Here is a 12,894-nt window from a genome sequence, read left to right as displayed (position 1 = left end):
GTCGTCAGGGCTTGCGGGGAGGGACTTTTTTTGCCGTGCAGTCGGCGCAGGTGCCGTACAGCGACAAGGCATGCTCATGCAGCACGAAGCCGTGCTCGGTGGCGATCTCGTGCTGGCGCAACTCGATGCCTTCGTCGACGAATTCGTCGACCTTGCCGCAGCCGGTGCACACCAGGTGGTCGTGGTGCTGGCCTTCGTTGAGCTCGAACACGGCGTGGCCTGATTCGAAATGGCGGCGGAACAGAATACCGGCCTCGGCAAACTGCATCAGTACACGGTAAATGGTGGCCAGGCCCACATCGATTTTTTCAGCCAACAACAGTTTATAGACATCGTCCGCACTCAGGTGCTTGATGCTTCCTTCTTGAAACAGCTGCAGAATCCGCAGGCGCGGTATGGTGACTTTCAACCCTGATTCACGCAGTTCCCTCAATATATCCATGTCTCCCATCCCTTATATGAACGTCAGATAAGGGCGCATTATATCGCAAATGATAATCATTACTATTCTCATTTGTTGGGTACGGCCCAGCGGGATTACGTTGCAATGCATCATTTTCTTGACCTGTGCGAGGAAAAAAGGCGCTGTTTTATACCTTGCGGCACTCTTTGATGTGGATCAAAGTTTTTGCTGCACCGCACTCTTAGACTTCGTTGCGTTACTTAACGACAAAAAAGAGGGAAACAGAATGAACAAGTCCGCAACCAAAGCAGCGATCGTATTGGCCGCCATCGGCGCATTTGCCGGCAACGCCATGGCGCAGGAAAGCCCATGGCTGGTACGCGCCCGTGTGGTGCAAATCGATACGGCCAATAAATCTGCTCCGGTTGGTGGCGTCGGCGCATCCGACCGCCTTCATGTCAGCGATAAAACCATTCCTGAAATCGATATCTCGTATTTCTTCACTCCCAATATCGCCGCTGAACTGATCCTGACCTATCCGCAAAAACACGATGTGAAACTCGACGGCGCCAGGATCGGCACCTTCAAGCATTTGCCACCGACCCTGTCGCTGCAATACCACTTCATGCCCGAGAAACAATTCAGCCCGTATGTGGGCGCCGGCGTGAACTACACCAATATCTCGGACGTCAAACTGCTCGGTGGCGCAGGCCGCCTGGAGCACGACAGCTGGGGCTACTCGCTGCAAGCCGGTGTCGACTACAAACTCGACAAAAACTGGTCGCTGAACTTCGACGTCAAGAAAGTGCAGATCCAGAGCGACGTGTTTATCTCGGGGGCGAAAGTCAGCAAAGTCAAGGTTGATCCATATCTGTTCGGCCTCGGCGTCGGCTACCGTTTCTAAGCTTTACCGTCATCGTCATAATCCGGCTGCCTGCGGCCGGATTTTTTTTTGCCCGTTTTTTCCTGCCGCCGCATACAATTTATATTTGCAATCAAGCGAGACCACCATGCCCTTGAGTTCCTACCTGAATACGCGTCCCGTTCTCGGCGAGCGCGTCTACCTGCACGGCACGGCGCAAGTGATCGGCGACGTGCAAATCGGCGACGACTGTTCCATCTGGTGCAACAGCGTGCTGCGCGGCGACGTCAACCGCATCGTGATCGGCGAAGGCAGCAATATCCAGGATTTTTCCATGGGCCATGTGTCGCATAAAAATGCCGCCAAGCCCGACGGCTCGCCCTTGACCATCGGCAAATACGTGACCATCGGCCATTCGGTGATTTTGCACGGTTGCACTATCGGCGACGAATGCCTGATCGGCATGGGCAGCATCGTGATGGATGACGTGGTGGTGGAGAAAAACGTGATGCTGGGCGCCGGCAGCCTGGTATCGCCCGGCAAGGTGCTCGAAAGCGGCCATCTGTATGTGGGCCGCCCGGCCGCCAAGGTGCGCGCGCTGACCGAAGCCGAGATCGCGTATTTGCGCTATTCCGCCGAGCACTATGTGCGCGTCAAGAACAATTATCTTGAGGGCAAGGACGACGCCTGAAGCGCTGCGACATCAAGTTGCTGCAATTCCGGCCATTCGCCTGGAAACAGGCCCAGCCTGGCCGAACCCGGATAAGCATGGTGGTTGTTGTGCCAGCATTCGCCCATGGTCAGCAATGAGGTAAAACGGATATTTTTGCCTTGCACGGCGGCGCCGCACACATCGAAATGCATGGCGCCATGGTTGTGGGCAAAATAGCCGATCAGCCAGTGGCCCAGCACGCCGGCGCTGACGCGCGCACACACGCCCCACCACACGAACCCCCAGCCACCCCACAGAAAGAACAGCATGGCCCATGGCAGTTGCTGCGCCATGAAGCTGGTCTCCAGGAAGCGATAGAAGCGGTCTTGAGCGATGCGTGGCTCGATGGCGATCCGCGGCGGCTGGGCCAGGATCAAACGGCAGTGCAATTGCCACCAGCAATCGCGCCAGAAGCCGCCGCCATGGCGCAAATAAGGGTGGCAAACAGGCTGGCGCTGCGCATAGTCGCGCAGCTCATGCTGGCGCAGCAAGCCCAGCGGACCGCCCAGGCCCACCAGCACGCCCAGGTACACCAGCAAGCGCTCCAGCCACATGGGGCATTGAAAGCTGTCGTGGATCAGCTTGCGGTGGCTGCCCAGCGAGTGGCCGAACAGCAGCACGGTGGCCGTGCTGGCCACGAACAGCAGCAGCGCCGGCCAGCTGAAGGTGAGGGCGCCGCCAATCACCGCGCCGGCCAGCATGCCGCTCAGCCACAGCGACTGCAGCGGCGCATACCGCACCACGCCATCGACGACGCTGTCGGGCCCATCCGCGCTGGCGCGGTGCGCCATCATGGCAACGGCTTCTTCAGGGCCGCCGATTCGCGTTTCAGGCCACGCGCCACCGGACAGATTTCAAAGGCAAAGTTATTGAGGGTGTTGATCAGGCGATCCTGGTTCAAACGGTACAGCACGAACTGCCCTTGCCGTTCGCTGCTGACCAGGCCGGCATTTTCCAGGACCGACAAATGGCGCGAGATGGCCGGCGCGCTCATGGCAAAACGCGTCGCCAGTTCGGACGTGCTCAGCTGCGCTTCGGACAGATAGGCGAGGATCTGCCGCCGTGCGGTCGAGGCCAGCGCCTCGAAGATTTTGTCTGCCTGCATGGCCTGCTCCTCCTGGTTTTTCACGTATTAACTAATTCGTTAATAGTTTAATCGAGGATTGAATAAAGTCAAGCGTGCATCATGTTGTTGTAAAAAAACCGGCCAGGACGGCCGGCCAGGGGCTCATGCCTGCGGTGCGGCCGCAGGTTGGGTGTACTTGTCGAAGTTGGCGATATAGTCGTTGAAGTTGTCGGTCAGCATGCGCTTGTACTGCTCCGTAAAAAAGGCGACCGCATCGTCTTTTTCCTGCTGCATCTTGCTCACATCGTTGGTCTTGCTGGCCACCAGGAAGGCGTTGAAGCGGGCGGCCGCATACAGCAGCGAAGTGGCCACCTCGTTGGCGGGGCTGTGCATGCACTGCTCGTTGGCCAGGGCGATCACCTGGTCGGCGCGCTCCCAGAATTCGGGGCCCGGGGCGGGTTTGGTCGTCGGTGCGTTCATGGGATTCCTTGTTTAAGTGCGCGCCAGTCTACACAGCGCATGGCGCTCTGTCCAGCAACAGAGCACCCGTCACGGCGTGGTGATGGCGCGCCACGATTACTCCTCCAGCGTCGCCTCCAGCAGGTCGATTTCACGCAGCAGGCGCAGGTGGATGGCGTCTTCCAGTTCGCCGGAAATCCGCCTGCGGAACAGTTCGTCGCGTTCCGCGTTGAGCGCTTCGAGGCGCAGGGCGCGTTCGGCCCTGGCCAGTTCCTGCATGCGGGCCGCTTCGTCGTTGCTGCTTTCGCCATACGCCATGCGGCGCCGGTAGGCCTCGATCAGGCGGTTGGCCGCCTCGGTGACGACTTGCTCCTTGCCGTCGCCGCCCAGGCCCGAACATACTTTTTCCAGCCGCGTGACTGCGGCCTCGGCGGCGGCGGCACGGGCGTTGCGCTCTTCGCTGGAACGGCGCGTGGGCGGCGAGAACACCAGGCCCTTGGTCAGCAGCGGCAGGGTGACGCTGGCCAGCAGCAGCGACAGCAAAATCACGCCCATGGCCAGGAAGATCACCAGGTCGCGCGCGGGAAAGCGCGTGCCGTCGGGCAAAAACAGGGGCAGGGTCAAGATGCCGGCCAGGGTCAGCGCACCGCGCACGCCGGCAAACGAGGCCACCAGCAGCAAACGCAGGCTGGGACGGGTCAGATTGGGGCCATCCTTGCCTTCCAGGGCCATGCCACTTTTTTCGGCTTTTTTCTGGCGCCTGAACAGGGTCAGCTTCATCGAAATGGCCACCCACACAAACCGCATGAAGGTCAGGCCCACCGTGATGGCCACCACGTACAGCGGCAGCTTCCAGGCGCTGCCGGCGCCCACTTCGGCCGAGGCGGCCTGCAGGCTGGTGATGGTGGTCGGCAATTGGGCGCCCAGCATGACGAAGATCACGCCATTCAACACCAGTTGCACGGTATCCCACACGGCCTTGCGCTGGGTGCGGGTGGCGGCCAGGGGGCGGCCGATCAGGTCGGCGTAATGCATGGACACGCCGGCCGTGGCGGCGGCCAGGATGCCCGAGCCATGGATCTGCTCGGCGCCGAGATACGCCGCGAACGGAATCAGGATGCTGATCAAAATTTGCAGGCCCGGCTCTTCGCCGACTTTGCTGACCAGCCATTTGTTGGCCAGCCCCACGCCCCAGGAAATCGCCAGGCCGATCACGATGCCGCCGCCCGCTTCCTGCAGAAAGCTCAAGGACGCCGCGCCGATGGAAAAGCCGCCCGTCATCATGGCGCCCACGGCAAAGGTGAAGCATACCAGGCCGGACGCGTCATTCAACAGCGACTCGCCCTCCAGTATATGCATCAGGCGCGGCGGAATCGGATTGCCGGCCGCAATCGCCGACACCGCCACCGGGTCGGTCGGCGACAGGATGGCGCCCAGTGCAAAGGCAACCGCCAGCGGCACGGTGGGAATCAGCCAGTCGATGAAAAAGCCCATGCCCAGCACCGTAAACAGCACCAGGCCGATGGCCAGCATCAAAATCGAGCGCGCGTCGGAAAAAAACGCTCCCTTGGGGATGCGCCAGCCGTCGAGGAACAGCAGCGGCGGAATAAACAGCAAGAAGAAAATACCGGGATCGAGCGGCACTTGCAGGCCGAACAGGGCCAGACCGGTGCCGCCGGCGATCTGGATCAGCGGCAGCGGCAGCTTGATCCAGCGCGAGCGGGCGAGAAAGCCGCACAGGACGACGGTCAGGACCAGGACGAGAATGATGGTGACGGTATGCATGGAGGAAGAGGGCTGTTGCGTGTGCTAAACAAGGATTATATGCCGCCGCGCCCGCTGGCCGCTGTGCACTTGCCAGCAGCCAGTAGCTTTGCTTGCATACAACAAGTCGCAATCCGCGTAAAATCCCGCCTTTGGCGCACACCGCCTGTGCGCCTGTTTTATTATCTGAAAGTTCCTTTTTGTTCAAGAAAATCTGTACCGGCCTGCTGATACTGCTGGCCCTGTTTGTGCTTGCCGCCGGCGCCATTTGCGCCGCTTACTGGCGCCCCGCGCTGGCGCCCGTCGATCCGCCGCCATCGGCCTCGTTTTCCGCGCAGGAGATCGAGCAGGGCCGCATCCTGGCCGGCATGGGCAACTGCGCTGCCTGCCATACCGTCAAGGGTGGCGCCGCCTATGCGGGCGGGCGCGGCATGGCCACGCCGTTCGGCACCATTTACGCCACCAATATCACGCCCGATCCGCAGACCGGCATCGGCCGCTGGTCGTTGGCGGCGTTCCAGCGCGCCATGCGCGAGGGCGTGGCGCGCAACGGCGAGCACCTGTTTCCCGTATTTCCCTACACGCACTTCGCGCTGGCCAGCCAGGCCGATATTGCCGCCCTGTATGCCTGGTTAATGACGCGTCCACCCGTGTATGCGGTGACCCCGGCCAACACCGTGCCGTTTCCCCTGAACCAGCGTGCGCTGCAGGCCGGCTGGAAATTGCTGTTCTTCAAGCCCGGCAGCATGCCGCGCAATGCCGCCCAAGGCGCCGACTGGCACCGTGGCCGCTATCTGGCCGAAGGCCTGGCCCACTGCGCCGCCTGCCATACGCCGCGCAATGCGCTGGGCGCCGAAATTGCCGGCTTGGCCTACCAGGGCGCCGCCATCGACCAGTGGTATGCGCCACCGCTGACGGCCGCCAATACGGCGCCGCTGCCATGGAACAAGGACGAGCTGTATGCGTTCCTGCGCACTGGCGCCACCGCCCTGCATGGCGTGGCGGCCGGCCCGATGTCGGAAGTGGTGCATGAGGGCATGGAGGCCTCGCCCGACGCCGATATCCGCGCGCTGGCCGCTTATTTTGCCGACCTGGCCAGGCCGCAGGATGCGGACGGGCCGCCGGTCGATGCCGCCGCGGTGATCAAGTCCAACATCGGCCGTTCGCAAAAGGTCGCCATGGTCGACAACGACCGTGGCGCCAGCCTGTACGTGGCCGCCTGCGCTTCCTGCCACTCGAACAGCGATGGCCAGCCCTCGCTGCTGCGCCCGGAACTGAGCCTGAACAGCGCCGTCGGCGCGCCCGACCCGTCCAATCTGATCCAGGTCATCCTGCATGGCGTGGCCAGGGACGAGGGCCTGCCCGGCGCGCTGATGCCGGCCTTTGCCCACTCGCTGTCGGACGCCGACATTGCCCAGCTGGCAGCGTATTTGCGCCGCAGCCGCAGCCACCAGCCGGCCTGGATCGGTCTCGAAGCGAAAGTGGCGCGCGTGCGCGCCGGCAAGTAAATCTTTACGAAAGCAAGCCCATGCATCACGTGATCATTAATGGTGTACCCTTTGCCGCCGATGTCGACGCCGACACGCCATTGCTGTGGGTGCTGCGCGACGAAGCAAAACTGAGCGGTACCAAATTCGGCTGCGGCATCGGCCTGTGTGGCGCCTGCACCGTGCATGTCAATGGCCGCGCCGTGCGCTCCTGCATCACGCCCGTGTCGGCTGTGGCAGGTTCTGCCGTGACCACCATCGAAGGCTTGTCGCCCGATGGAAAGCATCCCTTGCAGCAAGCCTGGATCGCCACCCAGGCGCCGCAGTGCGGCTACTGCCAGTCGGGCCAGATCATGCAGGCGGCGACCTTGCTGCGCGACTATCCGCAGCCGACCGATGCCAATATCGATGCGGTGATGAGTGGCAACCTGTGCCGCTGCATGGCCTATGTGCGCATTCGCAAGGCGATCAAGCTGGCCGCCGGCATGCGGGAGACGCCGCATGCCTGAGCTGCCGCAACACCATGCCGCTGGCGCACCCCCTTCGCCGGGGCGGCGCGGCTTCCTGATCGCCGCCGCCGGCACCGGTTTTACGCTGGCCTTTTTGCGGGCCGACAGTACACTGGCGGCCAGCGGGCCGGCCGTGGCGCCGTCCGTGGCTCATGGCGCGTCCGTGTTCGATCCCACCATCTGGTTCGAGATCGACCGGCAGGGCCTGGTGACCATCAATATTGCCAAGGCAGAAATGGGCCAGCATATCGGCACGGCGCTGGCGCGCATCGTCGCCGACGAGCTGGAAGCGGACTGGACCAAAGTCAAGCTGCACTACGTGGACAGCGACCCGAAGTGGGGCCTGATGGTGACCGGCGGCAGCTGGTCCGTCTGGCAGAGTTTCGAGCCGCTGAGCCGCGCCGGCGCGGCCGGCCGCCTGGCCCTGATCGAAGAAGGCGCGCGGCTGCTGCGCGTGCCGGTCGCGGCCTGCTCGGCCAGGCTGGGCGTGGTGCATGGACGCGGGCGCTCGATTGCCTATGGCGATATCGTGCGGCGTGGCAAGCTGGGCCGCCACTATACGCCCGAGCAACTGGGCGCCATCGTGCTCAAGACACCGTCGCAGCGCAAGCTGATCGGGCGACCCGCACAGGCGCTCGACGTGCCGGGGAAAACCAACGGCAAGGCCATCTACGGCATCGATGCCGGCATAGCTGACGAGGTCGAAGGCCTGGTATATGCGCGGCCGAAGATTCCACCGACGCGCTATGGCGCCAAGGTGCTGTCCATCGACGACTCGGCGGCGAAAAAAATCCGTGGCTACCTGAAATCCGAAGCCTTGACCGATCCCAGCGGCACGGTGCCGGGCTGGGTGCTGGTGTATGCGGACAGCTATGCGGCGGCCAGCCGCGCGGCCGACCTGGTGCAAGTAACATGGCGCGCCGGTGCGGCGGCCCATGTGTCGGAGCAGGACATCCTGCATTACGGCGCCAGGCAAATCGCCGACCCCACGCTGGGCGCGCGCGTGGTCGATGACGACGGCGTGGAGCAGGCCTTTGCCGATGCCGGCCTCACGCTCGAGCGCCAGTACACCACGGCCACCGTGCTGCATTTCCAGCTCGAACCGGTGAACGCGATGGCGCAGCTGGCCGATGGCGTCTGGCATATCCATGCCGGCACCCAGTGGCAATCGCTGACCTTGCCGGTGCTGGCCAAGGCGCTGCAGGTGCCGGAAAGCCAGGTGGTGCTGCATACCTACCTGCTCGGTGGCGGCTTTGGCCGGCGCCTGAACGGCGACTATTGCATCCCGGCCGCGCTGGGCGCAAAAGCCCTGGGGCGGCCCGTGAAAATGATCTGTTCACGCGCCGACGATGCGCGCTTCGATTCACCGCGCTCGCCGTCGGTGCAGCACTTGCGCATGGCGTTTGACGGCGCCGGCAAGGTCACCGCCATGCAGCATGAAGCGAGCGCCGGCTGGCCGACGCAGGCGCTGGCGCCCGGCTTGCTGGCCAAGGACAAGCGGGGCCATCCTTACGACCCGTTCGCGATCGCCGGCGCCGACCATTGGTACACGGTGGGGGCGCAGCGCGTGCGCGCCATGTCGAATGACCTGGCCAACAGCAGTTTCCGGCCAGGCTGGCTGCGCTCGGTCGGTCCTGGCTGGACCAACTGGGCGGTGGAAAGTTTTATCGATGAGGCGGCGCAGGCGGCCAAGGTCAATCCTCTGGACTTCCGCCTGTCGCTGCTGCAGGCCACGGGCCGCAACGCGGGCAGCGCGCCGAACGCCGTTGGCGGCGCCCAGCGCCTGGCGCAAGTGCTGCTGCGCGCGGCGGAAAAAGCGCTCTGGGGCAAGGCGATGCCGAAAGACACGGGCCTGGGTATCGCCGCCACCTTTGGCCAGGAGCGCGATATGCCGACCTGGACCGCGTGCGTGGCGCGCGTGCGGGTCGACCGCAACACCTGCATGGTGCAGGTCGAAAAGCTGACCATGGTGATCGACGCGGGCACCATCATCGACCCCGATGGCGCATTGGCGCAGGCCGAAGGCGGCGCGCTGTGGGGTGTGAGCATGGCGCTGCACGAAGGCACGGCGTTCCTGAACGGCGAAGTGCGCGACACCAACCTCACCAGCTATACGCCGCTGCGCATCGCCGATGTGCCCGAGCTCGATATCGAATTTATCCACAGCACCGAGGCGTCGACCGGCATGGGCGAGCCGCCGACCACGGTGGTGGCGCCGGCGATTGCCAACGCCATCTTTGCCGCTGTCGGCGCGCGTGTACGTCACTTGCCGATCCGCCCCGAAGCCGTGCTCAAGGGGCTGGACCGCTACGGCGCGGTTTGAACATCGCGGCGATTTTGCTACACTGAGCATGCGGCCAGGCTCCCGCCAAGGTGCCGCCCGGAAGTCCGGTTCCTGTGCTTGGGAGGCAATCATGCAAGAGCAATTTGTCAGCATTACGGCAGACGAAGTGGAACTGGACGGCATACTCATGTTGCCGGAGCGGCCGGTCGGCGTGGTGCTGTTTGCGCATGGCGCCAGCGTCGATGGCGGCTACCGCAATGCCGCCACGCAAGCAACCGCCATTGACTTCGTGCGCGCCGGGCTTGCCACTCTCTGCTTTGACCAGTCCGGCATCGGGCCAGGCGGCGGCGATGGCGGCCACCGTTATTATGTGCATGCCGATATCGTCCAGCTGGCGCGCCAGCTCGAAAAAGCGCTGGGCTGGCTGCGCATCGATGCCAGCACGCGCAAGCTGCCGTGCGGCCTGTACGGCCATGGCGCCAGCGCGGCGGTGGTGATGCAATTGGCGGCCTGGCGTGCCGGCGATGTGGCGGCGCTGGCCGTGTGCGATGCCCAGGTGGAACTGGCCGGCAAGGCCGCGTTGGACAATGTGCGCGTGCCCTCGCTGTTGATCGTCGGCGGACGCGACCCCGACGTGGCTGGCCTGAACCGCATGGCCTTTGCCGCGCTGCGTTGCGACAAGCAGCTGGAACAGATCGCCGCGCCCGGCAGCGCCGATGCGCGCCACCAGGCCGCCTTGCTGGCCTGCGACTGGTACACCCGCCATTTCAACGGGCGCCCCAGCGGCGGCTGAGACTCAGGTGCCGCTGCGCAAGTTGCGCGCATGAAAGCGCAGATGGTCTTCCACGAAGGTGGAAATGAAGTAATAGCCGTGGTCATAGCCTGCATGGCGGCGCAGGGCCAAAGGCTGGCCGGCGTTGCGGCAGGCCGCTTCGAAGACATCGGGGAACAGCTGGTCGGGCAGGAATTTGTCGGCCAGCCCCTGGTCGATCAAGATGCCATCCGGAAACGGCACAGCATGGCCTTGCATTGCTGCCATCAGCGCGCTGGCGTCGTACTGCTGCCAGCTGCTCGCATCGCTGCCCAGGTAGCCCGTGAATGCCTTCTTGCCCCATGGGCATTGCGAAGGCGCGGCGATCGGGGCAAACGCCGACACCGAGCGGAACAGTCCGGGATTGCGCAGGGCCAGCACCAGCGCGCCGTGGCCGCCCATCGAGTGGCCGAAGATGCCCGTGCGTTGCGGGTCGATCGGCAATTCCTGCTCCAGCAGCGCGCGCAGTTCCAGGATGTAGCTGTACATGCGGTAGTGCTTGCTCCATGGCGCGACGGTGGCGTCGACATAAAAGCCGGCGCCGGCGCCGAAGTCCCAGGCATCGCTCTCGCCGGCGATATTGGCGCCGCGCGGGCTGGTGTCGGGGGTGATCAGGATCAGGCCTTCCTCGGCCGCCACGCGCTGGGCGCCGCCCTTGATCATGAAAGTTTCTTCGGTGCAGGTCAGGCCAGCCAGGTAGAACAGGGCAGGAGACTTGCGTGCAGTGTCCTTGGCGCTTCCTGGAATAAACACCGAGAAACGCATCGGCAAGCCGATCGCTTGCGCAGCGTGGCGATAAAAGCGTTGGACGCCGCCAAAGCAGGCATGTTCACTCAACAGTTCCAGCATGTATTCTCCTTGTTAATTGCATAGTATAGCCAGTGCGGCCATGCCGCGCAGCGTCATGCCAGCAAGGCGGCGACAAGCGGCAGGATGTCCTGCGCCGGGGTGTCGAGCTTGAACGCCAGCAGCGCATCGGCGCGCGTCTTGCCCAGGTTGATGGCGGCCACCGGCTTGCCGCTTTCCGCCGCCATGCGGCACAGGCGAAAACTCGAATACACCATTACGGACGAGCCGATCACCAGCAGGGCGCTGGCGTCCTGCATCTTTTGCGCCGCTTCGGCGGCGCAGGCGGCGGGGACGCCGTCGCCGAAAAACACCACGTCAGGTTTCAGCATGCCGCCGCAGTGCAGGCAGCGCGGCACGATAAAGCTGGCCAGCTGGCCCGGTTCGAGCAGGGCGTCGCCATCGGGCGCGGGCGTGGCGGTAGTCCCTATCATCTGCGGGTTGTCGTATTCGAGCATGTTTTGCACCGTGCGGCGCGCATAGTGGGCGTGGCAATCGAGGCAGACCACCGCATGTATGCTGCCGTGCAATTCGGTGACGCCGCTGCTGCCGGCCTGCTGGTGCAGGCCATCGACATTTTGCGTGACCAGGCCGCCGATGCTGCCCTGCTGGGCCAGCCGGGCGATGGCCAGGTGGCCGGGATTGGCTTGCGCGCGCGCCAGGGCGGGATAACCGACCATGCTGCGCGCCCAGTAGCGGCGCTGCACGGCCGGCTGGCGGCGGAACTCCGGTCCTTGCACCGGTGCATTGCCGCGCCGCACGCCATCGGTATCGCGGTAGTCGGGAATGCCGGACGCCGTGCTGATGCCGGCGCCCGTCAGCAGCAGCACGTCGGAATGGCGTTGCAGGAACTGCGCCAGTTGATCGGCGGCCTCGCCGTGGCTGGCGCAGGGCTGGCTGGGGGATAGTGGTGTATGCATGATGCCCACATGCTACGCCAAAAATCCCTTGCGCATGCGCTATGGTGTTACTGCAACTTCATGCCGAAACGGTCGAACCGTGGCTGCCAATGCTCCTGGATATTGGCCGACACGAGGATGCGCTCGGCCTTGCCGATCAGCAGTGCGCGCGGCACGAAGCCGAAGTAGCGCGAGTCGGCGCTGTTGTCGCGGTTATCGCCCAGCATCATGTAGTGGCCGGCGGGCACGGTGACGGCGGCGAAATTGCGCCGCGCCGGCAATTGCGGTAGCAACTGGATGCGATGCGCCTGCGCCTGTCCGCTGCCCTGTTCGCTGACCCGCCGGGCCTGCAACTGGCCGACCGTGGTGACGGTTTCGGCGACCGTGTCAAACGCGCCGTACTGCGCCGCCTGGCCATTGATGAACAGCTGTTCGTTGCGCATGGCCACCGTATCGCCGGGCAGGCCGATGATGCGCTTGATCAGGCGCGTGCCATCCAGGGGCGACGAAAACGTGACGATGTCGCCGCGTTCCGGTTCGCCCGTCTGCTGCAGCACGATGTCGGTCAGCGGTACCTTGACGTTATAGGCCAGGCGGTTGACGAAGACCACGTCGCCTTCGAGCAGGTTGGGGCGCATTGAGGCCGAGGGGATGGGATTCCAGTCAGCCACGGCCGTGCGGAATACGCCGAACAGCATCAGGAACAGGATAAAACCTTTGTTGGCGCGCAGCTAGGTGCTGATCGGCATGGTCATTCTTTCTCGTCAGGGTGGCATGGTGGGGCTGCTGTCT

The 12,894-nt window shown here is 63.9% G+C and carries 14 protein-coding genes; 6 read left to right on the top strand and 8 right to left on the bottom strand.

The window, feature by feature from the left end; genetic code table 11:
• Nucleotides 1–4: 4 nt before the first annotated feature.
• Nucleotides 5–442 (bottom strand): ferric iron uptake transcriptional regulator, encoded by a 438-nt coding sequence (gene fur / locus ASR47_RS10480; RefSeq protein ID WP_065307710.1) that lies wholly within the window; start codon nt 440–442, stop codon nt 5–7.
• A 247-nt stretch (nt 443–689) separates the two neighbouring features.
• On the opposite strand from fur, the gene ASR47_RS10475 reads away from it, so the two are divergent.
• Nucleotides 690–1,307 (top strand): OmpW/AlkL family protein, encoded by a 618-nt coding sequence (locus ASR47_RS10475; RefSeq protein WP_065307709.1) that lies wholly within the window; start codon nt 690–692, stop codon nt 1,305–1,307.
• A gap of 106 nt (nt 1,308–1,413) precedes the next feature.
• Complete coding sequence (locus tag ASR47_RS10470) at nt 1,414–1,956, top strand: gamma carbonic anhydrase family protein (protein ID WP_065307708.1); 543 nt, start codon at nt 1,414–1,416, stop codon at nt 1,954–1,956.
• Here the strand turns inward: ASR47_RS10470 and ASR47_RS10465 are convergent.
• The 4 genes from ASR47_RS10465 to ASR47_RS10450 form a co-directional block, all read right to left on the bottom strand.
• On the bottom strand, nt 1,929–2,771 hold the full coding sequence (locus tag ASR47_RS10465; RefSeq protein WP_065307707.1) for a fatty acid desaturase: 843 nt from the start codon (nt 2,769–2,771) through the stop codon (nt 1,929–1,931). The genes ASR47_RS10470 and ASR47_RS10465 overlap by 28 nt on opposite strands.
• Nucleotides 2,768–3,082, bottom strand: coding sequence for a metalloregulator ArsR/SmtB family transcription factor (locus ASR47_RS10460; protein WP_065307706.1), 315 nt, complete (start codon nt 3,080–3,082; stop codon nt 2,768–2,770). The genes ASR47_RS10465 and ASR47_RS10460 overlap by 4 nt, the downstream gene beginning before the upstream one ends.
• 123 nt (nt 3,083–3,205) lie before the next feature.
• Nucleotides 3,206–3,523: a DUF3144 domain-containing protein gene (locus tag ASR47_RS10455; RefSeq protein WP_065307705.1), complete on the bottom strand. Its 318-nt coding sequence runs from the start codon at nt 3,521–3,523 to the stop codon at nt 3,206–3,208.
• 96 nt (nt 3,524–3,619) lie between these two features.
• Nucleotides 3,620–5,287, bottom strand: a complete 1,668-nt coding sequence (locus ASR47_RS10450) for a Na+/H+ antiporter (protein ID WP_065307704.1) — start codon at nt 5,285–5,287, stop codon at nt 3,620–3,622.
• A gap of 179 nt (nt 5,288–5,466) precedes the next feature.
• Between ASR47_RS10450 and ASR47_RS10445 the strand changes: the two genes are divergently transcribed.
• From ASR47_RS10445 to ASR47_RS10430, 4 genes are all read left to right on the top strand, one after another.
• Entirely contained in the window at nt 5,467–6,774 is a 1,308-nt protein-coding gene (locus ASR47_RS10445; protein WP_065307703.1) for a c-type cytochrome, read from the top strand.
• Between the two features lie 20 nt (nt 6,775–6,794).
• Nucleotides 6,795–7,262, top strand: a complete 468-nt coding sequence (locus ASR47_RS10440) for a (2Fe-2S)-binding protein (RefSeq protein ID WP_065307702.1) — start codon at nt 6,795–6,797, stop codon at nt 7,260–7,262.
• Nucleotides 7,255–9,585 (top strand): xanthine dehydrogenase family protein molybdopterin-binding subunit, encoded by a 2,331-nt coding sequence (locus ASR47_RS10435; protein ID WP_065307701.1) that lies wholly within the window; start codon nt 7,255–7,257, stop codon nt 9,583–9,585. Before ASR47_RS10440 ends, ASR47_RS10435 begins: the two co-directional genes overlap by 8 nt.
• A gap of 91 nt (nt 9,586–9,676) precedes the next feature.
• Nucleotides 9,677–10,339 carry a dienelactone hydrolase family protein gene (locus tag ASR47_RS10430; RefSeq protein WP_065307700.1) on the top strand — a complete coding sequence of 221 codons (663 nt, stop codon included), beginning with the start codon at nt 9,677–9,679 and terminating at the stop codon, nt 10,337–10,339.
• Between the two features lie 3 nt (nt 10,340–10,342).
• On the opposite strand, the gene fghA is transcribed toward ASR47_RS10430, so the two are convergent.
• From fghA to lepB, 3 genes are read right to left on the bottom strand one after another with little or no spacing between them, the layout of a single operon-like run.
• Nucleotides 10,343–11,206, bottom strand: a complete 864-nt coding sequence (gene fghA, locus ASR47_RS10425) for an S-formylglutathione hydrolase (RefSeq protein WP_065307699.1) — start codon at nt 11,204–11,206, stop codon at nt 10,343–10,345.
• A gap of 53 nt (nt 11,207–11,259) precedes the next feature.
• Entirely contained in the window at nt 11,260–12,123 is an 864-nt protein-coding gene (locus tag ASR47_RS10420) for an NAD-dependent protein deacetylase (RefSeq protein ID WP_065307762.1), read from the bottom strand.
• A gap of 47 nt (nt 12,124–12,170) precedes the next feature.
• Nucleotides 12,171–12,800, bottom strand: coding sequence for a signal peptidase I (gene lepB / locus ASR47_RS10415; protein ID WP_065307698.1), 630 nt, complete (start codon nt 12,798–12,800; stop codon nt 12,171–12,173).
• Nucleotides 12,801–12,894: the final 94 nt, after the last annotated feature.

Source organism: Janthinobacterium psychrotolerans, assembly GCF_001677885.1.
In the GTDB taxonomy this organism is placed as follows: Bacteria; Pseudomonadota; Gammaproteobacteria; order Burkholderiales; family Burkholderiaceae_D; genus Janthinobacterium; species Janthinobacterium psychrotolerans.
This window is presented reverse-complemented; position numbering and strand designations above follow the sequence as displayed.